The following is a 20314-nucleotide window of genomic DNA, read 5'->3' as shown; positions in this document are numbered from 1 at the left end:
GTCCGCCATCATGAAAATCGAATCGTTGTCAGTCGACTTCAACGACGAGCAGAAGCGCTACCTTGAAGGGTTGGCTGCGGGCCTCAAGGTCACGCTGGCGGGGCGCGGCCAGGGTGGCGCGCCGATAGCAAACGAGCCGACCGGTCCTGACGCCATCCACGTCAAGGCGCAGGACAAGGTGATCGCGTCGGGACGGAAGCTCGTCGACCAGGAGAAGGTCAAGCGCGAGCTCCATCCCTTCGATGCCTACGAGCGGCTGAAGGAGCAGGCGCGCAATGATGCCGCGCCATCCACGGCCGACAATTTCCGCTGGCGCTATTTCGGCTTGTTTCACGTCGCGCCGGCGCAGGACTCCTACATGTGCCGTCTGCGCATTCCCAACGGCATCCTGAAGCACTGGCAACTGACGGGCCTTGCCGATCTCGCCGACCAGCTTTGCGGCCCCTACAGCCACGTCACCACGCGGGCCAACCTGCAACTGCGCGAAATTCCCCCAAGGCACGCGGTCATGCTGCTGGAAGGACTCTCGGATCTCGGTCTGACGGCGCGCGGCTCCGGCGCCGACAACATCCGCAATGTGACGGGGACGCCAACGGCCGGCATCGATCCGCAGGAATTGCTGGATACGCGGCCTTTCGCCCGCGAATGGCATTTCCACATCCTCAACGACCGCTCGCTGTACGGCCTGCCGCGCAAGTTCAATGTCGCCTTCGACGGCGCCGGACGGATCGCGGCACTGGAGGACACCAACGACATCGCGTTCTCGGCGGTCGAGGTGAAGGACGGCTTTGGCGTTGCGCCGGGCGTGTGGTTCAAGCTCGGCCTCGGCGGCATCACCGGACACAAGGATTTCGCCAAGCCGACAGGGATCATCGTCGAGCCGGAGCGGGCGACCGAGGTGGCCGACGCCATCGTGCGGCTGTTCATCGAGACCGGCGACCGCACCAATCGCCTCAAGGCGCGGCTCAAATATGTGCTCGACAGCATGGGTCACGACAAGTTCATGGAAGCCGTTGAAACAAGGCTCGGCCGCAAGCTGGCGCGCGTCCCCGACGAGGCGCTCGCGCCGCGGCCCGACGCCGATCGCATGGCCCATATCGGCGTCCACCAGCAGAAGCAGCAGGGGGTGAACTGGATCGGCGTGGTGCTGCCGTTGGGCAAGCTGACGACGGACCAGATGCGCGCGCTCGCCAAGATCGCAGCCGATCTCGGCGACGGCGAGATCCGGCTCACGGTGTGGCAGAACCTGCTGCTCTCGGGCGTTCCCGACGACAAGGTCGCGCTGGCCTGTGCGGCGATCGAGCAGATCGGGCTGTCGACAAAGGCCTCGCACATCCGCGCCGGACTGATCGCCTGCACCGGCAACGCCGGCTGCAAGTTCGCGGCATCCAACACCAAGAAGCATGCGGCCGAGATCGGCGACTGGTGCGAGAGCAGGGTGGACGTCGACACCCCGTTGAACATCCATCTCACCGGCTGTCATCATTCCTGTGCCCAGCACTACATCAGCGACATCGGCATGATCGCGGCAAAGGTGCCGGTCGGTGATGGCGACGACACGGTCGAGGGCTATCACCTGTTCGCCGGCGGCGGGTTCGGCCCGCAGGCCGACATCGGCCGCGAGGTCTATCGCGACCTCAAGGCGGCGGATGCGCCTGTAACCGTTGAGAAGCTGCTCAAGGCCTATCTCGCCCATCGCGCCTCTCCCGAGGAGACCTTCCTGTCGTTCGCACGCCGTCACGACGGCGAGGCGCTGCGCAATCTCGCCGAAGCCCAGACCTCGTCGGAGGTGTCTGCATGAACCAGATCACGCCCATGCCCAAGATCGAGATCATTCCTTCGACGGCGCCATTCTCCGAGGCGCAACGCTCATGGCTCAACGGCTTTCTGGCCGGAGCGCTCGGCTTCGACGGCGCGACAGCGTTGTCGCCGGCGCAGAACGGCGCCGTGCTTGCGCCCGCGGGCGACGGTGACGACGGCGAGGCGCCATGGCACGACCAGACCATGCCGATCGCCGAGCGCATGAAGCTCGCCGAGGGCCGTCCGCTGCGCCGGCGCATGATGGCGGCCATGGCGCAGCAGGACTGCGGCCAATGCGGTTACAATTGCAGCGACTATTCGGATGCGATTGCCGATCGCAGCGAGGCGCGGCTGAATCTGTGCGTCCCCGGCGGCAAGGAAACCGCGCGGATGCTCAAGGCTCTCTACGAGGAGATCGACAAGGCTCCGGCGGCGGCCAAGCCGGCTGCGGCTGCGCCAGCCACCGTTTCCGTCGTCGTCAGCGAGCCCGGCCGCTCGCGCGACAACCCGGTCGAGGCGACGTTCCTGTCGCGGCGCCTGCTCAACAAGCCGGGCTCGGAGAAGGAGACCTGGCACATCGAGTTCGATCTCGGGGAGAGCGGGCTCGACTACGTCGTCGGCGATTCCTTCGGCATCTTCGCCAAGAACGATCTCGGCCTCGTCGATCAGATCATCGCGCTGCTCGGCGCCTCGCACATGACCGAGGTGAACGGCAAGCCGCTGCGGCAGTGCCTGTTGGAGGACGTCTCGCTGGCGCCGGCGCCGGATTCGCTGTTCGAGCTGATCTCCTTCATCACCGGCGGCGCAACCCGCGAGAAGGCGCGGCAGCTGGCGCAGGGCGAGGATCCCGACGGCGACGCGGCGACGCTCGACGTGATGGCGGTGCTGCAGAAGTTCTCCGGCGTCCGGCCGCATCCGGAGGCCTTCGTCGAGGCGCTGGAGCCGCTGCAGCCGCGGCTCTACTCCATCTCGTCGTCGCACAATGCCACGCCCGGCAGGTTGTCGCTGACGGTCGACTGCGTCCGCTACGTCATCGGCAAGCGCAAGCGGCTGGGACTTGCCTCGACGTTCCTGGCCGAGCGGATCAATCCCGGCGACAAGCTGCGCGTCTATGTGCAGAAGGCGCACGGATTCGCGCTGCCCGCTGATCCGAAGACGCCGATCATCATGGTCGGTCCCGGCACCGGCGTCGCGCCGTTCCGCGCGTTCCTGCACGACCGCAGGGCGACCGGCGCGCCCGGCAAGAACTGGCTGTTCTTCGGACATCAGCGCAGCGACTGCGACTTCTTCTACGCCGACGAACTGAACGCCATGAAGACGGCCGGCCTCCTGACGCGGTTGTCGCTGGCGTGGTCGCGCGACGGCGACAAGAAGTTCTACGTCCAGGACCGCATGCGCGAGGTCGGGCGCGAGGTCTGGACCTGGCTCGCCGACGGCGCCCATCTCTACATCTGCGGCGACGCCAAGCGCATGGCCAAGGACGTCGAGCGCGCCCTCGTCGACATCGTCGCCCAGTTCGGGGCCCGCTCGACCGACGAGGCCGTCAGCTTCGTGGCCGACCTCAAGAAGAAGGGCCGGTTCCAGCTCGACGTCTACTGAGCGGGAACCCTGCGGAGAATATTCTCGGCCGCTACCCCCGGCCGAGAATTTTTTGGTTCCAGCGGGACCCGAAGCAGGGGGCTTGTCGTTATTTCGCCGGTTGCCTTGCGCCGGCCCGCGAGAACGCTTTTCTCATGGCCGGAACTTCAGGAGACCGGCCATGCGGACGATATCGACGCCCCTGCGACAGATGCCCCAGGCCCGCGCCATTCGCGAGCGCGGCGCAACTGTCGCGTTGGTTGCCTTCTACAGCGCGATGGCGCTGATTGCCGCGATCACCTTGGGCACATCCTTCACGCACCCGTTCTGATCCTCCTCACCTCTTGAACGGCGCGACCGTGATGCCGGCCGCGTCCAGCGCCTTGCGGACCTCCCGCGCAATCTCGACCGCGCCAGCGGTATCGCCGTGAATGCAGACGGTGTCGGTGCGCATCTTCATCACCTTGCCGGTCACCGAAATCACCGCGCCGTCCTGAACCATGCGCACGACGCGATCGGCGATGACCTTGGGATCGTGCAGCACGGCGCCGGGCTTGCTGCGCGACACCAGGAGTCCATCGTCGCCATAGGCGCGATCGGCGAACACCTCGTGCGCCATCGACAGGTTGGCCTTCTCGCCCGCGGTCACCAGCTTGGAGTTGGCGAGCACGACAAAGATCAGACTGGGATCGACGGCCTTGATCGCCTTGGCGATCGCGTTTGCCGTCATGTCATCCTCGCAGGCGACGTTGGACAGCGCGCCGTGGGCCTTCACATGCGTGACCTTGTGGCCGGCCGCGGTGGCGATCGCCTGCAGCGCGCCGATCTGATAGGCGACGAGGTTTTCGATCTCCGATGATTTCAATCCGGGTACCGGACGCCGGCCGAAACCATGCAGATCGCGATAGCCGGGATGCGCACCGACGCTGACGCCTTTGGCCTTCGCCATCTCGACCGTGCGGCGCATGATGTCGGCATCGCCGGCATGAAAACCGCAGGCGACGTTCACCGACGTCGCCAGCTCGATCATGGCGGCATCGTTGCCCATTTCCCACGGGCCAAAGCTCTCTCCGAGGTCGCAGTTCAGATCGACGGTGCTGGTCATGTCAGGGTCCGCTCGTTGATGGGTCCGAAACAGCGTGAGATGTGCTCAAATCAATCGGGAGTCGCTCCGGGCCAGGTGGTGGCGTCGGTTGCGCTGACCGCATGACCGGCGACATTGGCCGTGAACAGCGCATCGACATTGAAATCGCTGTTGGCGAGCTCGGTGACGCGGCCGGGCAGGCTGCGCAGCAGATCCTTGTAGCGGCGCAGCTCGGCCTGCGCCTCGGCGACGCTCACGGCCTTGAAGCGGAACGGCGTGCCGGCGGGCGTCTGCGCCAGGCGGCCGAAATCCGCCGTGATGACGGTCGCGATCTTCGGATAGCCGCCGCTGGTGCCGCGATCGGACATCAGCACGATCGGCGAACCGTTGCCAGGCACCTGGATGCTGCCGTCCACGGTGCCGTCGGAGACGATGTTGTGGCCATGGAGATGGCGGATCGGCGGTCCTTCAAGGCGATAGCCCATGCGGTCGCTGGTTGCTGACACCATCCAGTCGCTGCCGAGGAACAGCGCTTTCATCTCGTCGCTGAACTCATCGTCCTGCGGCCCCATCACGACGCGGATCACGCCGCTCATTCTCGGCACATCAATCCGCAGTTCCGGCGCGTCGCTGGCGGGGGTGACCTCGAACCTGTCGCCGGCCTGGAGCGGCCGCGGGTAGGGGCTGCCGAGCCCGGCGCGCGCATTCACCGAGAGACTGTTGAACATCGGCTCGCCGGCGATGCCGCCTTCGATGGCCAGATAAGTGAACGAGCCGCCGCGCGCAAAGCCGAGCGTGAGCTGCTCTTCGTCGTTCAGTGTCACCGACGTGTTGATCTCGACCGGTCGCTTGGCGACGTCCGCCGGCCGCTGCGCGCCGGCGAGCGCCACGCGCGCCGCCCCGCCTTTAGCCGTGAACGTCGCGCCGAACGGGCCGATCTCGATCGCAGCCGCCATCGGCACATTGCCGACGAGGCTGTTGGCTGCGGCCAGCGCCAGCTTGTCCATCGCGCCGGATGGCGTCAGTCCGTAGCGCTGCGCGCCGAAACGCCCGCCATCCTGGACCGAGCTTGCCGGACCGATCTGTGAGACGACGAGCGTGCTCATGCGGCGATCCGCTCTGCGATGAGCTCGCCGCCCTCCGCGGCGCGCTCCTGCTCCGCGAAGGTCTTCACGTCGACGGCGTAGAAGCTGACCTCGTCGCCGGGCTCGAGCAGGAAGGTCGGGTCGCGGTGCAGTTGAAACGTCCGCATCGCGGTGCGCCCGAGCAGGTGCCAGCCGCAGGGGCCGGCAAGGCACTGGATGCCGGTCTGGATGCCGCCGATCGCGATGATGCCTGCCGGTGTCGCCAAGCGCGGGTTCTGCCGGCGCGACATCTGCAACGTCGGATCGAGACCGGACAGATAGGACCAGCCCGGCGTGAAGCCGATCATCGCGACGCGGTAGATGCCGGCGACATGGCGGGCGACGACCTCGTCCGGCGTCAGGTTCAGCGCCTTGGCGACGTCCTCCAGGTCGATGCCATTCTCGCCGCCGTAGCAGACTGGAACCCGCCAGCGCCGGATCTCGCTGTCCGGCGCAAGCGACCCGGCCGACAGCGCCAACAGCTTTGCCCCAAGCGTGTCGTGGTCGATCACACCTGCATCATAGTGCACCAGCAGCGAGCGATAGGTCGGCACCGTCTCGGTGATGCCCGCGATGGCGGCGGCAGTCAGCGCATGGTCGAGCGCAAGCACGCGGCGATTGGCGGTCTCGTCGATGGTCCGGCTGAACTCGACGGTGACCGCGCTGTCGCCGCTGGGCAGCAGGCGAGGAGGTGGAAAAGAGTCGGCCATCTGTCCGAGAAGATCCGTGTTGCTGTTCCTCATCTAGCCGCTTTCGATCGCCAGTGGAATTGCGCTGGAGACAAAAAGTCTCGAAAATTCAATAAATTAATCGGATGCCCTGCGATAAGAGGACCTTATCGGGCCGCTGCAGGCCCCGCATGCGCTGGGCGCACTGAGCATGCCCTTGACGCGGCCTTCGTCGCTCGCAAGATGCGCCTGCTTTTTCCGCCAGCCTGTTTGGAGCGCCAGTCTCACAATGTCCCTCACTCCCGAAGCCATCGCTACCCTCTCCCAGGTCACTACGGCGACCATCACGACGGTCCTGCTGAAGAAGGGGTTGCGCAATGTCTGGCTGCGCGGCGCCAAGCCGCTGCGCCCGGGACAGAAGCGGCTGGTCGGTCCCGCCTTCACGCTGCGCTTCGTGCCGGCGCGCGAGGATCTGGCGACGCCGGAATCCTGGTCGTCGCCGATCTCGACCCGCACCGCGATCGAGGCGATGCCCGAAGGCTGCATCGCCGTGGTCGATGCGATGGGCGTCAAGGACGCCGGCATCTTCGGCGACATCCTGTGCGCCCGCATGGTCAAGCGCGGCGTCACCGCGCTGATCACCGATGGTGTCGTGCGCGACCTCGAAGGCGTGATGGGCACCGGCCTGCCGGTGTGGTGCGATGGCTACGCCGCGCCGCCGTCGGTCGCGGGGCTCACCTTCGTCGGCTGGGGCGAGGCGATCGGCTGCGGCGGCGTTGCGGTGTTTCCGAACGACGTCATCGTCGCCGACCAGGATGGCGCGGTGCTGATCCCGCAGGCGATGCTCGATCACGTGCTCGCCGAAGGCCCGGAGCAGGAGCGCATGGAAGCCTGGATCGTCGACGAGGTGAACAAGGGCGCGGTGCTGCCGGGCCTCTATCCGATGAATGCCGAGACCAAGGCGCGCTACGCGGCGTCGAAGAAGTAGGTCGCGGCCGACGCGGCGATCGATCGACTGCAAGGACTCAGGAAAGGCAGAACCATGGTGGATGTTTATCTCGCGGGCTCGCGCCCCACGCGCCGCGCGGCGGCCGAAAGTTTCACCGGCACGGTGTGGCAGGACCCGATCATCACACCGCAGGCGCCGGCCCGCGTCGCCTCGGCGCGCGTGGCGTTCGAGCCCGGCGCGCGCACCGCTTGGCACACCCATCCGCTCGGACAGACGCTCTACGTGATTCAGGGCGTCGGTCGGGTGCAGGCCAAGGGCGGGCCGGTGCGCGAGATCAAGGCCGGCGACGTCGTGTGGATTCCACCAGGCGAGAAGCATTGGCATGGCGCCGCGCCGACCACCGGCATGGTCCACGTCGCGATGCATGAATCGCTCAACGGTGAGCACGTGACGTGGATGGAGCACGTCACCGACGAGGAATATGCGACGCCGGTCGGCTGACGCCAGACTGACGACCGCTCGAGCGCGCGGTCGCAAGACCGCGCGCGTTTCATTTGAATGAACTTCGACGGTCGTCGCCGCGCTCAGTTCACTCGCGTCCAGGTCTGGCCGCCGCAGAACATGCCGCCGAAGGCGCAGCCCTGCACGCGCAGATTGTCCGCTCCCTTCAGCGCGATGGTCGAATCGTAGGTGCTGCCGCTGTTCGGATCGAAGATGCGGCCGGTCCACTTCTTCTCCTGGGCCTTGTCGCTCGGCCGCATGTTGATCAGGATCTGCTCGCCGTTCTGCTTGGTCTTCGCATCCACGGCGTAGCCGCAGAGATTGGCGCCGCAGGGCTCGATGCGGATCTGGCCCTCCTTCTCCTCCGTCAGCCAGATGCCGACCGGCGAGTTGGGATCGCGACCGGCGGTCTGCGCCGCAGCAGGCGGAGCGGCTGCGGTGGTCACGGCAGGCGCCTGGGCTGGACGCGGTGGCGGCGGCGCGGCGGCCGTCGTGGGGGCCGCAGCGGCCGTTGCAGCGGCCGGAGGCGCAACCGGTGCCGTAGCGTTGGCGGCTGGGGCCGCCGGAGGTGGCGGCAGCGGCGCCGGTGGCGCGGCCGCCTGAACGGGAGCAGGAGCGGCCGGTGGGCTCACCGGTGCGGCTGCCGTCGGAGCAGGCGCGGCGGGAACTGGAGCAGGGGCCGCGACCGCCGGAGCAGGCGGTTGCGGGGCCGGGGTGACCGCCGCCTCGGTGGGCGCTGGAGCCGGCTTGTCCGCCGCGGCCGGCGGCCTGGCCGCCTGATCCGGATCGCGCTTGGTGCGCTTGGACTTCTTCTGCTCGGTATTGTCGTAGACGCCGGGGATCTGCACGGTGCCGCGGTCGGGATCGATGCGGATCGTCTTGCCGCCGTACTCGATGACGTACTGCGCCTCGGCGGCACTGCTGGCCATAACCAAAGCCGCGACGGCCAACAGCCTCTTCATCCGTGTCTCCGCGATGTCGGTTGCTGATGTGAGCGAGCTCACGCGCAATTAAGTCGCCGCTGCGGCAGCCCTGGTTCAACGCGCCCTCCGCTCAGAAATCCAGCGGCGCATTGTCGACCACCTCCTTCATCACGAAGAAGGTGCGGGTCTGCCGCACGCCGGGCAGCGAGATCAGCTGGTCGCCATGCATGCGGTTGAAGTCCTGCATGTCGCGGACGCGGATCTTGAGGAAGAAGTCGAAATCGCCGGCGACGAGATGGCAGTCGAGCACGAATTTGAGCTTGCGGATCGCGGCCTCGAAGGTGCGAAAGCTCTCCGGCGTCGAGCGGTCGAGCACGACGCCGACCAGCACCAGTGCGCTGCGCTCGACCTTCTCCGGCGCGATCTGCGCGCGCACGCTCCGGATGTAGCCCTCCTCGAACAGGCGCTGGGTGCGGCGATGGCAGGTGGCCGGACTGACGTGAACGGTGGCGGCAAGCTCGGCGTTGCTCATCCGGCCGTCCTTCTGCAGCAGTTGCAGGATGCGGCGGTCGACGCGGTCGAGATCGATGCTGGAAGGTTCTTTCATTCTTGCTGTCATGGATGGGAGTTTCTCTTACGGATACCAAAAATCGGCGGACGTAAGCACGAAAACACAGGGTAATAAAGAGAGCACCTTTCTCCGGCTTTTTCGTATGTTTCGGCCGGCCCATTCATCCACCCACGGAGAGACCCGTGCTTCGGCTCGACAAGTTCAAGAAGTATCCGCTCACTTTCGGTGCCACTCCGATCGAGCATCTGCCGCGGCTGACGGCGGCGCTTGGCGGCAAGGTGCAGATCTACGCCAAGCGCGACGACTGCAATTCCGGTCTCGCCATGGGCGGCAACAAGCTGCGCAAGCTCGAATACATCGTGCCGGACGCGATCGAGTCCAATGCCGACACCCTGGTCTCGATCGGCGGCGTGCAGTCCAACCACACCCGCATGGTGGCGGCGACCGCGGCCAAGATCGGCATGAAGTGCGTCGTCGTCCAGGAGAGCTGGGTGCCGCACGAGGACGCCGTCTATGACCGCGTCGGCAACATCCTGATGACGCGCCTGATGGGCGCCGACAGCCGCATCGTGGAGGACGGCTTCGACATCGGCATCCGCAAGAGCTGGGAAGACGCGATCCAGTCGGTCAAGGATGCCGGCGGCAAGCCCTACGGCATTCCGGCCGGTGCCTCCGTGCACAAGTTCGGCGGCCTCGGCTATGTCGGCTTCGCCGAGGAGGTGAGGGCGCAGGAAGCCGAGATGGGCATCAAGTTCGACTACATCATCGTCTGCGTCGTCACCGGCTCGACCCAGGCCGGCATGATCGTCGGCTTTGCCGCGGATGGACGCGCCGACCGCGTCATCGGCATCGATGCCTCCGGCACGCCGGAGCAGACCCGCAGCCAGGTGCGGCAGATCGTCGACAACACCGCCGAGCTGGTCGAGCTCGGCCGCAAGGTGCGCGACGACGAGATCGTGATCCTGAATGACTACGCCTATCCGGCCTATGGCGTGCCGAGTGCCGAGACCAACGAGGCCATTCGCCTCGCCGCCCGCACCGAGGCGATGATCACCGACCCCGTCTACGAGGGCAAGTCGATGCAGGGCATGATCGACCTGGTCAAGAAGGGCTACTTCCCTGAGGGATCGAAGGTGCTCTACGCCCATCTCGGCGGCGCGCCGGCGATCAACGGCTACAGCTACACGTATCGCAACGGCTGAGGCCTTTTTGAACTCCGTTCGCTGCGCGGTTATGAGCCGAGCTTTCACAACACGCTCCACTGTCGTCCCGGCCTCGAGCCGGGACCCATAACCACCAGCGGGACTGTTCTGCTGGCCTGCACCTTCGCACCTGCCACAAACGACGGCCTGTGAGTATGGGTCCCGGCTCGAGGCCGGGACGACACCGTTTGTGTCGCCCGAGCGATCCGCACCTAACACTCTAGAGCATGACCTTGCTGTCTCGCGACTCATGACGTCCGAGTGATTCCATCAGTCGTGCCCCTCTGAAATAGAAGAGGGCGCAGGGAATGCCGGGTGAGGGCCTCACCCATGGCCCGCCTGCGTAAAAAATGCAGGCGGCAGGTACCACAGGTGCTGCCGATCAACCGGCATTCCCTGCGCGACGGTCTTAACGCTTATACGCAGTCTCCCTGGTGCGCCGGGCTTGTTGGCCACCATCACCACGCGGCGCCTTGAGCACCTTCGCGGCTTGATACCAGCGTCGGGGTATCAGGACCCTGCGACTTCACGTCCGCAAGCTGCCGTTCGTCCGCGTGCAAGCACGCTTTCGGCATCTCTCGGCCGTCGCCTCCCCACCTCGCGTGTCGTGACGATCGCGCGCAACGCCCCTCTTCGATGAGGCGGGATGGCGGCAGTAAAGCATGAAATTCTGAAAAACAAAAGTGGAATATTTTCTACCGGAGGACTGGACAGAGGTCTTCTCATTGAAACTACGCCGGAATATCGCGTTTAGGTGCGGGTCGTTCGGGGTAGGCTCGGCGTGCAATTCCACGGCGGGTAGACTGACGCTCCACGAGGTCCGATCTAAGGTCACAACCGGCCATCGTATATCTACTCCCGGCCCAGAGGTGACACTCAGCCCCTAGCAACAGCGAAGGGCGATCGCTAGAATTCGGTCATGAGCGACACCGCGAAGGCCACCGGTAGGGGACTGCGCTTAGGCTGGCATTGGCTTTGGTTCGTGCCGCTTTGCGTGATCGTGCTCGCGTTCGTGGAGCGGCACACGGTTAGCCACGCTTTCTTGCTCATCAAGCTCGGCTGGCATCGCTGGACGTGGGGTGCTCTGATCTCGCCGTCTGCGGCGTTCTTCCTCGGCGTAATTGCGACTTCAATTATTTGGCCGCTTTACGGTCTAGCTGTTGTTGCGTTTCTCGTCACGGTGAGACAGCCATGGCGATGGGTGGTCTTGATGATCGCCGGGGTATTGCTGCTTCCGTTTGTCACCGATCTTCTCACTTGGGGATCATTCCCCTTCATCTTTGACAACACAGGGAGCGCACGATTGAGAATGATCCCCTTCCTCCCGTGGCCGAGCGGCGCTTACGGGGAATATTGATTGCGTGTCTGCTCTGCTCCGTGACAGCGACGTTGCTTCGTTTTCCGCCAAGCCTTAACTTTTTCGATCCGACGTTCTCACGGGGCACTTGCAGAGAGTCTGCCTAATTCATCGAACGCTGCATATTCAGCCTACATCCCGTCAGCTTCGTCAGAATTTACTCGAACCAATTCTTGTAGATCGCCTGGTAGCTGCCGTTCTCCGTCGAGATGTGCAGCCATTGGTCCACGAACGCCTTCAGCGCCACGTCGCGCTGCAGCCAGTAGGCCTTCTCCGAAAAGTCGAACGGCTTCTCTGGATGGACGGCGCACAAGACACCAGGATGCAGTTTCTGCTGGTAGCGCGTCTCAGAGGCGTCGGTCATCATCAAATCGGCGTCGCCCTTGGCGATCTCGTCGAAGATGGTGACGTTGTCGGTGTGGACGCGGATGTCGGCGGCCTTGATGTTGGCGCGGGCGAAGCGCTCGTTGGTGCCGCCCGGATTGACGACGACCCGGGTGCCGGGCTTGTCGATGTCGGACAGCGTCTGGTACTTCGAGGTGTCGCTGCAACGGGCGATCGGTGTCTTGCCCTCGCGCATGATCGGCGTCGAGAAGTAGCCCTTCTTCTGACGGTCGAGCGTGATCGACACGCCGCCCATGGCGACGTCGAACTTGTCGGCCTCGAAATCCTTCATGAGCTGCGGCCAGCTCGTCGGTACGAACTCGACCTTGACGCCGAGCGCCTTGCCGAGCGACTCGGCCATGTCGACGTCGAAGCCGGAGAATTTTCCGGTCGCCTTGTCGAGATAGGTGAAGGGCTTGTAGTCACCGGTCATGCCGACCCGCAAGCTACCGCGCTGCACGATCTCGTCGAGCCGCGAGGCCTGGTCCGCGGCCGCCGGCACGGCAAGGCTGCAGACGAGGACGAGCCCGGTCAGGACGGACAGCGGACGATCGAAAAACCCCATGATTGCGACACCTCGGCTTGAGTGGGACGAGGGTCTTCTTACAGGAAGCGGTGTCGCGGGACGAGGGGCAGGCGGCGGTCGCATCGTTCGGATCGGCTCACGGCCGCCGCCAGCGGTCGAGCCTCCTGGTCCACCAAGCAATGCCGCGCATCATTCAACGATGCGCGGCCACCGAGCGCTAGGTCCGGCCGGGTTCGACCGGAGCAAACGCACCCTTGCCGGTCATCTCGTTCTTCAGTGCCTCGAAGCGCTCTGCCGCCTCGCGCGCACGGGTGTCGACCATGTCGATGGCGGCTTCGGCCGTCATCGGGCCGCTGCTGACGGCGATCGAGGTCGGCCCGACGGTCTCATCGACATAGTAGCCGTCCTCGCCGCGCCGCGCGGTCCAGCGGAAGCGGATCGCAGAGATCGGGCCGGGACCGATCTTGGTGTAGCCGTCGGCCTGATCGAATGAGACCACCGTACCCGTGGCCTTTCTGGCTGGAGAGTTGGGAACAGGCGCGCTCGCCCGGTCGTCACGCTTCGCAGATTCCGGCTTGTCGAGGATGCTCGCTATCGTTGCGAGCGCGTGCTCCGTCGCAACACTCATGATCGCCTCTGTTCCTACTGACGCGCGCAAACGCCGACGCCAATAGCTGCAGTTGTAGCGAAGTCTGGGCGAGATGCAACATTGCGTTCAAATTTGGGCGACAAAGCGGTGGATGAAGATCCCCGCAGGACGGCGTTCGACTCAGCCGGCTCGTCTCCAAACGTGAATGGCCGGGATGGAGCCCGGCCATGATCATTCGAGCACTGAGCACAAGTATCAGCGCGAGACGGCGCCAGCCCGCGATTCAGAGCACGTCCTGATTGATCACGTTCTGCCGAATCGGCTCGCCGTCGAGCACACTCAGGATGTTGCGCGCGGTCTGCTCGCTCATGCGGTCGACCGCCTCGCGGGTGACGCCGGCGACGTGCGGGGCCATGATCACGTTGGGCAGCATATGCAGCGCGTGGCCGACCGGCGGCGGCTCCTGCTCGAACACGTCGAGGCCGGCGCCGGCGAGGCGGCCGGACACCAGCGCGTCGTACAGCGCGGCCTCGTCGACCAGGCCGCCGCGCGCGGTGTTGATGAGGTAGGCGGTCGGCTTCATCAGCCGCAGACGCGCGGCATTGAACAGGCCGATGGTCTCGGGCGTCTTCGGGCAATGGATGCTGACGAAATCGGCGCGCGGCAGCGCGGCGTCGAGGTCGGTCACCGGCTCGCAGCCGGCGGCGGTGATGTCGGCCGCGGGCTTGTAGGGGTCGTAGACAAGGACCTGCATCTCCATCGCCAGGCAGCGCTTGGCGGTGCGGGTGCCGATGCGGCCGAAGCCGATGATCAGCACGGTCTTGCCGTAGAGATCGAACGGCAGCACGCCGAGCCGCGAGCCCCAGGTGCCGTCCTTGACCATTGCATGCATCTCGTTGGCGCGCTTGGCCAAGGTCAGCATCATGAACAGCGCCTGCTCGGCGACCGACGGCGAATTCGCGGTGCCCGCGACCATCAAGGGCACCTTGTGGCGGCTCAGCGCCGGCACGTCGACCGCATCGAAGCCGACGCCGATCCTGGTCACGACCTTCATGTCGCCGGCAGCGACGAGCTCCGGCTCGCCGAAGCGCGTCGCACCGAGAGCCACACCATGCACCGGGGCATGGGAGGCGAGCAGCACGGAGAAATCCGCAGCCGAGATCAAGTTGGGGAACTCGATCATCTCGACGTCGTCGCGCGCTGCGAGCAGCGCGCGTCCCTTGGCCGAGAAGGATTCCGTGACGAGGATCTTGTTCTTGTTGGTTGCCGTCCTGGTGGTCATGTCCTGCCCTTGAATCGTCCTGGTGCTCGTCAGATCACGAGCCCGGTCGCCTCGTTTAGCAGGTGCATGTTGTTGAGGTCCATTGCCATGCGCAGAGGGCTGCCATCCCGCGCGCCGGCATTGGGGTTGACTCGCCCGCAGACCGGCGTCTCATTGAGGGTGAAGTAGACCAGCGTCTCCATGCCCATCGGCTCGGTGACGTCGAGCAGCGCCTCGAACGGCTCGATCCCAGGCTCCGCATGCGGCTTGGTCTCGGTGATGTGCTCCGGCCGGATGCCGAGCAGCAGCGGCTCATTCCGTGACACGGACTGATAGCGCGCGGCGCGCGCGGGCGGCAGCGGAAAGGCGATCCGATCGGTGAGGCGGATGTGGAGCCGGCCATTGGCCTCCTCGAGCCGGCATGGCACGAAGTTCATCGCGGGCGAGCCGATGAAGCCGGCGACGAAGCGTGTCGCCGGATTGTGGTACAGCTCGTTCGGCGTGCCGATCTGCTCGATGCGGCCCTTGTTCATGACCACGACACGATCGGCCAGGGTCATCGCCTCGACTTGGTCGTGGGTGACGTAGACCGTCGTGGTGCGGACCTTCTGGTGCACCTTCTTGATCTCGATGCGCATCTGCACGCGCAGCTTGGCGTCGAGGTTCGACAGCGGCTCGTCGAACAGGAACACCTTGGGATTGCGCACGATGGCGCGGCCCATCGCGACGCGCTGGCGCTGGCCGCCGGAGAGCTGCTTGGGCTTGCGGTCGATGAGGTCGGCGATATCCAGCATGCGCGCGGCCTCCGCCACGCGGCTCTTGATCTCCGCCTTCGGATAGTGCTTCAGCCGCAGCCCGAACGACATGTTCTCGGCCACCGTCATGTGCGGATAGAGCGCGTAGTTCTGGAACACCATGGCGATGTCGCGGTCCTTCGGCGGCACGTCGTTGACGACGTCGCCGCCGATCGTGATGTCGCCGTCGGAGATGTCCTCGAGCCCTGCGATCATCCGCAATGTCGTCGACTTGCCGCAGCCGGACGGGCCGACCAGCACGACGAACTCGTGATCGGCGATGTCGAGATCGATGCCACGGACGGCCTCGACGTCATCGTAGCGTTTCACGACCTTGCGCAAGCTCACTTCAGCCATGTGTGATCAACTCCCGTCCTCAGCCCTTGGTCGCGCCGGCCGTGAGCCCGGCAATGTAGTAGTCCATCAGGAACGCGTAGATGATCAGCGGCGGCGCCGCGCCCAGCAGCGCCCCGGTCATGATCTGTCCCCAGTTGAAGACGTCGCCCTTGATCAGGGTGGTGACGATGCCGACCGGCAGCACCAGCTGGTCGGTCGAGGTCGTGAACACCAGCGGATACAGGAACTGCGCCCAGGAGACGGTGAAGGCGAAAATCGTCGCCGCGATCAGGCCGGGCAGGGCGACGGGAATGAAGATCCGCGTCAAGGTCTGCAGCCAGGAGGCGCCGTCGATGATGGCGGCCTCGTCGAGCTCCTTGGGGATCGAGGCGAAATAGCCGATCATGATCCAGGTGCAGAACGGCACGGTGAGCGTCGGATAGATGAACAGCAGCACGTACCAGCGATTGATCAACTGGATGCCGGTGACGTCGCCGACCAGCGCGAACATCTTGAACAGCGGAATGAACAGCAGGCTGTCCGGGATCAGGTAGGTCAGGAATACCCCGGTCGCCAGCGTCGCCGAGCCCCAGAACTTCATCCGCGACAGCGCGAACGCGGCCGGAATGCTGATCAGCATGGTGATGATCACGACGATGATCGAGACCATGGCGGAGTTGAAGAAGAAGCGCAGGAACTGGTTCGAGGTGAGCAGCCCGACATAGTTCTCCAGCGTCGGGTGGAACACCCACCAGGGGTTGGTCGCCGCCGAGATCTCCGCGCTGCCCTTCAGCGAGGTGATCAGCATGTAGAGCGGCGGAACCAGCGAGAAGATCGCGAACAGCGTCAGGAAGAAATACGACCAGCGCAGCGCCCAGGCGCGGTCGCGGCTCATCGAGCCATATTTGACGGTGCGGGTCGGGCCGGCCTTGTCGACGGTCATCGTGCTCATCAGGACTCGTTCCCCCGCTTGTTGACGTCGCGCAGGATGAAGATGGCGGCGACCGCGAGGATCGGCACCATGAACAGCGAGACGCTGGCGCCGAGCGGAATGTCGCTGCCCTCGATGCCGACGCGGAACGCCCAGGTCGCGAAGATGTGCGTCTTGTCGAGCGGGCCGCCGGCGGTGAGGATGCGGACGATGTCGAAGTTGGCGAACGTCACGATCAGCGAGAACAGCGTCGTGATGGCGATGATGTTGCGCATCATCGGCAGGGTCACGTACCAGATCCGCTGCCACCAATTGGCGCCGTCGATCGCCGCGGCCTCATAGAGCTGGTCCGGGACGGATTTCAGCGAGGCCAGGTACATGATCATGAAGAACGGCGCGCCGTACCAGACGTTGACCAGGATCACCGAGAATCGCGCCCAGGCGGCATCACCGGTCCACGGGATCGGGCCGATGCCGAAGAACGACAGCGTATAGTTGAAGGCGCTGTAGGACGGGTCGAACAGCCACAGCCAGGCCAGCGTGCTCATCGCCGGCGGAATCACCCAGGGCACCAGCAGCATGCCGCGCCATTTGCGCTGGCCCTTGGCCGGGATGTTGTGGACGAAATGCGCGACGATGAAGCCGATCAGCGCCTTGAAGACGACGGCGGTGATCGCGAAGATGCAGGATTGCTTGACGACCAGCCAGAACGTGTCGCGCTTGAACAGGAACTCGAAATTGCCGAAGCCGACGAAGCGCTGCATCGACTTGTTCAGGGTCGCCAGATGCACCGAATACAGGGCGGGATAGACGACCAGGAGCACGATCAGCAGGATCAGCGGCAGCGTCATCAGGAAAGCGGCGGTCGATTTCCGCTTCAGCGCCCTGTGCAGACCATTGCGACGGGCCGCGCGGGGGCGGGCGACGGCGTTTTCACCGATGGCGGCATCAACCATGAGAAAGGGCTCCTCGTGATGTCCCCTGCGAAGGCGGGGTCCTCACTGGATGGGAAACACTGACGAGGTGAAAGGGGGCGGCCCGCCTGCCGAGGCGGACCGCCTGCGTTGCTTCGAGCATGCCTCAGCTGCGCATGAAGCCTTCGCACTCGCCTTCGGCCCAGGCGAGGGTCGATTCCATCTTCTCGCCCTGGGCGTAGCGCAGGCACATCTTGGTCATCGTCGCCTGTGCATAGATCTGCTGCGCGATCTTGGGCGGAGCAGGGGAGGCTGCGATCGACAGCGTCTGGTGATTATAGGGGTTGGGATAGTGAAACAGCGTCCCCTTTGGCGGCGCCGCCTCGGCCCACACCTTCAGCGTCGTCAGCTTCTCGTAGGCCGGCAGGTCGTAGCCGCCGCTGGCCACTACCATCTTTTCGATCGAAGACGGTTTCGAGAGGTGGACGATCAGGCTCTTGGCCGCTTCCTTGTTCTTCGAGAACGCCCAGATGCCCCAGAAGTACGGCAGGAAGGGTGCGAAGCGTCCCTTCGGGCCCGCCGGGAACCCGTGCGTCCAGCATTGCTCGGCGACCTGCGGCGCATCGCGCTTGGCGACCGCCCAGGCGCTCGGCGGATTCATGATCATCGCGCCCTTGCCGGACACCAGCCATTTGTTGTTGGACGCGTCGTCCCACGCCGCGACGTCGGGCGGCAGCACGGCAATCAGCCGCTTGTAGAACTCCAGCGCCTGACGGACTTCATCGGTCTTGACCGTCACGTCCCCCTTGGCGTTGACGAGATCGGCGCCGAACGCCTGGAAGAAAGCGCCGGCGGAATCGACGCTGTCGGTCGTCTCGCCGAGACCGATGCCGAACGGCACGCCGGCCTTGTGGCATGCCTCCGCCGCCTTCAGGAACGTCTCGGTGGTCCAACTGTCGGCCTTCGGCGGGCTGCCGGCGGGATACAATTCCTGCACGTCGATCCCTGCGTGCTTCTTCATCAGATCGATACGGGTGCAAGGGCCCTTGATCTGGCTGCCGACGCAGGCCGGCACCGCGAGCCATTTGCCGCCAGCCTGGCCGAGATATTTGACGGTGCCGTTGACGGAGCCATTCTCCTTGACGATCGGCTCCATGATGTCGTTGACGGGCTCGAGCTGATTGGCATAGGCCTGCGGCCACCAGGTGGGATGGGCGAGAATGTCGTGGCCCGAACCGGCCGCCGCCTCGGCAGCAATGGTGAGCTCGAGCTTCTTGCCCTGGCTGGTGATGTAGTCGATCTGGACCTCGACCTTTTCCTTGGCAGCCCATTCGTTGACGAGATCGGTCGAAGCCTGATTGGCGCCGGGAACCCAATGGTCCCAGAATCCCATCGAGAGCTTGCCGGCCGCGTAGGCGCCGCGCACATAGGGCGCGGCAATCATGACCGCCGAGGTGGCAGCGGTCGCAGCAACGAATTGTCGGCGGTTCAGCTTCCTCCGTGACATGGCGTTCCCTCCCTGGTGAGCCAAGCGTTTGGGTGCGAATCCGATTTGTTAGTTGCTGCGTCGCGTCATGCGACGCATGGATTTCGCTTGGGTGCAATCAGAGCAGAATTGCGAGCGGCTGTCGAGAAAGCAGGTGGAGCGAATCCTAGAACTAATGGCGGGCACAATCGTCGCAGGTCTCGCAACTGATTGCATCGCAACGATGAGCGCTGCAGCGCAAAGCGCGTCACGGCAGAACAGGAATCGATGTAGCTGGACGCGTTGGATGCATCGCACTGCGTGCGACAGATGGACTTGCGCGGCGCGGCAACGATAGAATTCGTTGGAATCATGGCCGTCACGACCGGCAACGCGCGAGACGGTCGGACGTGTTGCACGGAGCATGAACTGATGATGACGAGCCCCGCCGGCATCTGGCGCCGGTCTTTCGGATGCATCGCAATAGGAGTGTCAGTGGGCCTCGTCGGCCTCGCGGGCCTGCCGCGTCAGTCTGCCGCGCAGGGCCTGTTCAGGGGCGTCGAGCAGGGCGCGCGCGAAGGCAACAAGGCGGCAGGCCCGGTCGGCGGTGTGCTCGGTGGCGCGATCGGCGGTGTCGTCGGCGTGGTCACCGGCGTGACCGGGGCGTTCACCGGCAACAACGACCAGCAGAGTGCGCAGCCCGCGGCACCGCCGGCCGAGGCCAGGAAGGCGAAGCCTTCCAAGCCGGCGAAGACGAGCAAGGTCGCCAAGGCGACGCCGATGCTGACGCAGCCAGGCGCCCCGCAACTCACGGCCGAACAGATCGTCGCCAACAGCGACAGCAATGTCGAGCGGCTGAAGACCGGGCTGAACCTGACGGAAGAGCAGGCGAAGAACTGGGGTCCGTTCGCCAATGCGATGCACGCGCTCGGCCGCAACGGCGCTGACAGGCTCGATCTGCGCATCGCGCGGTCGAAGCGCGACCCGCCGGATGACATCGTCGAGCAGATGCGCAACGAGGCTCAGTTCCTGGTCGACCGCGCCGCCGACCAGCGCGCCGTGGCCGACGCGTCGGAGCCGCTCTTCACCAGCCTCGACGACAGGCAGAAGCAGATCTTCATCGACGAGATGGTGCGGCTCAGTCGCGAGCGCGGACTGGACTAGCTCGACGGAGTTGGCGTCGCCGCGGCTGTGTCCGTTGGCAGCAGCGGCGCCTGCGGCACGCCGTGACGCATGATCACCGCGGCCGCACCGCGCTACGGTATTTTAATACCCCAAGAATGACGATTGGTCGCGTTGACGGCCTGACCGGGAGAAAGCAGGCTCCAGCGGCGTGCACATTTATCGAGCACGAGCG

At 65.1% G+C, this 20314-nt stretch carries 20 protein-coding genes; 8 read left to right on the top strand and 12 right to left on the bottom strand.

What is annotated here, in order from left to right; genetic code table 11:
• Window positions 1–10: 10 nt before the first annotated feature.
• The 3 genes from ACQR1D_RS13405 (at window position 11) to ACQR1D_RS13395 (ending at window position 3709) form a co-directional block, all read left to right on the top strand.
• The gene (locus ACQR1D_RS13405) at window positions 11–1801 is read left to right on the top strand and encodes a NirA family protein (RefSeq protein WP_434839548.1); all 1791 of its coding nucleotides are present in this window, start codon (window positions 11–13) and stop codon (window positions 1799–1801) included.
• Window positions 1798–3399, top strand: a complete 1602-nt coding sequence (locus ACQR1D_RS13400) for a sulfite reductase subunit alpha (protein ID WP_434839549.1) — start codon at window positions 1798–1800, stop codon at window positions 3397–3399. Before ACQR1D_RS13405 ends, ACQR1D_RS13400 begins: the two co-directional genes overlap by 4 nt.
• A gap of 160 nt (window positions 3400–3559) precedes the next feature.
• Window positions 3560–3709: a hypothetical protein gene (locus ACQR1D_RS13395; protein ID WP_315711980.1), complete on the top strand. Its 150-nt coding sequence runs from the start codon at window positions 3560–3562 to the stop codon at window positions 3707–3709.
• A gap of 6 nt (window positions 3710–3715) precedes the next feature.
• Here ACQR1D_RS13395 and ACQR1D_RS13390 read toward each other — a convergent pair whose 3' ends face one another.
• The 3 genes from ACQR1D_RS13390 to pxpB are packed head-to-tail and all read right to left on the bottom strand — an operon-like array spanning window position 3716 to window position 6296.
• The gene (locus tag ACQR1D_RS13390; protein WP_315800000.1) at window positions 3716–4483 is read right to left on the bottom strand and encodes a LamB/YcsF family protein; all 768 of its coding nucleotides are present in this window, start codon (window positions 4481–4483) and stop codon (window positions 3716–3718) included.
• Window positions 4484–4533: 50 nt separating this feature from the next.
• Window positions 4534–5568, bottom strand: coding sequence for a biotin-dependent carboxyltransferase family protein (locus tag ACQR1D_RS13385; protein ID WP_434839550.1), 1035 nt, complete (start codon window positions 5566–5568; stop codon window positions 4534–4536).
• Window positions 5565–6296: a 5-oxoprolinase subunit PxpB gene (gene pxpB / locus ACQR1D_RS13380; RefSeq protein ID WP_316178775.1), complete on the bottom strand. Its 732-nt coding sequence runs from the start codon at window positions 6294–6296 to the stop codon at window positions 5565–5567. The genes ACQR1D_RS13385 and pxpB overlap by 4 nt, the downstream gene beginning before the upstream one ends.
• 247 nt (window positions 6297–6543) lie before the next feature.
• Here pxpB and ACQR1D_RS13375 point away from each other — a divergent pair, with 247 nt between their 5' ends.
• Both ACQR1D_RS13375 and ACQR1D_RS13370 read left to right on the top strand, forming a co-directional pair.
• Window positions 6544–7242, top strand: a complete 699-nt coding sequence (locus tag ACQR1D_RS13375; RefSeq protein ID WP_006613956.1) for a ribonuclease activity regulator RraA — start codon at window positions 6544–6546, stop codon at window positions 7240–7242.
• 54 nt (window positions 7243–7296) lie between these two features.
• A complete protein-coding gene (locus tag ACQR1D_RS13370) occupies window positions 7297–7704 on the top strand; it encodes a (R)-mandelonitrile lyase (RefSeq protein WP_008965351.1) in 408 nt (135 codons plus the stop codon).
• 83 nt (window positions 7705–7787) lie between these two features.
• Here the strand turns inward: ACQR1D_RS13370 and ACQR1D_RS13365 are convergent, their stop codons facing one another.
• Window positions 7788–8666, bottom strand: coding sequence for a DUF2147 domain-containing protein (locus ACQR1D_RS13365; protein WP_434839551.1), 879 nt, complete (start codon window positions 8664–8666; stop codon window positions 7788–7790).
• 91 nt (window positions 8667–8757) lie between these two features.
• Window positions 8758–9234 carry an Lrp/AsnC family transcriptional regulator gene (locus ACQR1D_RS13360; RefSeq protein ID WP_316215797.1) on the bottom strand — a complete coding sequence of 159 codons (477 nt, stop codon included), beginning with the start codon at window positions 9232–9234 and terminating at the stop codon, window positions 8758–8760.
• Window positions 9235–9380: 146 nt separating this feature from the next.
• Here ACQR1D_RS13360 and ACQR1D_RS13355 point away from each other — a divergent pair, with 146 nt between their 5' ends.
• Window positions 9381–10400: a 1-aminocyclopropane-1-carboxylate deaminase gene (locus tag ACQR1D_RS13355; RefSeq protein ID WP_434839552.1), complete on the top strand. Its 1020-nt coding sequence runs from the start codon at window positions 9381–9383 to the stop codon at window positions 10398–10400.
• Between the two features lie 919 nt (window positions 10401–11319).
• Window positions 11320–11757: a hypothetical protein gene (locus ACQR1D_RS13350; RefSeq protein ID WP_315799994.1), complete on the top strand. Its 438-nt coding sequence runs from the start codon at window positions 11320–11322 to the stop codon at window positions 11755–11757.
• Window positions 11758–11914: 157 nt separating this feature from the next.
• Here ACQR1D_RS13350 and ACQR1D_RS13345 read toward each other — a convergent pair whose 3' ends face one another.
• The 7 genes from ACQR1D_RS13345 to ACQR1D_RS13315 form a co-directional block, all read right to left on the bottom strand.
• Window positions 11915–12706 (bottom strand): transporter substrate-binding domain-containing protein, encoded by a 792-nt coding sequence (locus tag ACQR1D_RS13345; RefSeq protein ID WP_315799993.1) that lies wholly within the window; start codon window positions 12704–12706, stop codon window positions 11915–11917.
• Between the two features lie 178 nt (window positions 12707–12884).
• Window positions 12885–13295, bottom strand: coding sequence for a hypothetical protein (locus ACQR1D_RS13340; RefSeq protein ID WP_316178771.1), 411 nt, complete (start codon window positions 13293–13295; stop codon window positions 12885–12887).
• Window positions 13296–13539: 244 nt separating this feature from the next.
• Window positions 13540–14538, bottom strand: coding sequence for a hydroxyacid dehydrogenase (locus ACQR1D_RS13335; protein ID WP_434893889.1), 999 nt, complete (start codon window positions 14536–14538; stop codon window positions 13540–13542).
• 29 nt (window positions 14539–14567) lie between these two features.
• On the bottom strand, window positions 14568–15668 hold the full coding sequence (locus tag ACQR1D_RS13330; protein WP_315799990.1) for an ABC transporter ATP-binding protein: 1101 nt from the start codon (window positions 15666–15668) through the stop codon (window positions 14568–14570).
• 19 nt (window positions 15669–15687) lie between these two features.
• A complete protein-coding gene (locus ACQR1D_RS13325) occupies window positions 15688–16599 on the bottom strand; it encodes a carbohydrate ABC transporter permease (RefSeq protein WP_316178769.1) in 912 nt (303 codons plus the stop codon).
• On the bottom strand, window positions 16599–17534 hold the full coding sequence (locus ACQR1D_RS13320; RefSeq protein ID WP_315799988.1) for a carbohydrate ABC transporter permease: 936 nt from the start codon (window positions 17532–17534) through the stop codon (window positions 16599–16601). Before ACQR1D_RS13320 ends, ACQR1D_RS13325 begins: the two co-directional genes overlap by 1 nt.
• Before the next feature lie 124 nt (window positions 17535–17658).
• Window positions 17659–18999: an ABC transporter substrate-binding protein gene (locus ACQR1D_RS13315; protein ID WP_315799987.1), complete on the bottom strand. Its 1341-nt coding sequence runs from the start codon at window positions 18997–18999 to the stop codon at window positions 17659–17661.
• 477 nt (window positions 19000–19476) lie between these two features.
• Here ACQR1D_RS13315 and ACQR1D_RS13310 point away from each other — a divergent pair, with 477 nt between their 5' ends.
• The gene (locus ACQR1D_RS13310) at window positions 19477–20121 is read left to right on the top strand and encodes a Spy/CpxP family protein refolding chaperone (protein WP_434848011.1); all 645 of its coding nucleotides are present in this window, start codon (window positions 19477–19479) and stop codon (window positions 20119–20121) included.
• Window positions 20122–20314: the final 193 nt, after the last annotated feature.

Origin of the sequence: Bradyrhizobium sp. HKCCYLRH2047, from assembly GCF_051168175.1 — a bacterium.
Taxonomy (GTDB): Bacteria; Pseudomonadota; Alphaproteobacteria; order Rhizobiales; family Xanthobacteraceae; genus Bradyrhizobium.
The sequence above is the reverse complement of the archived record's forward strand: the minus strand, read 5'-3'. Positions and strand labels throughout refer to the sequence as shown.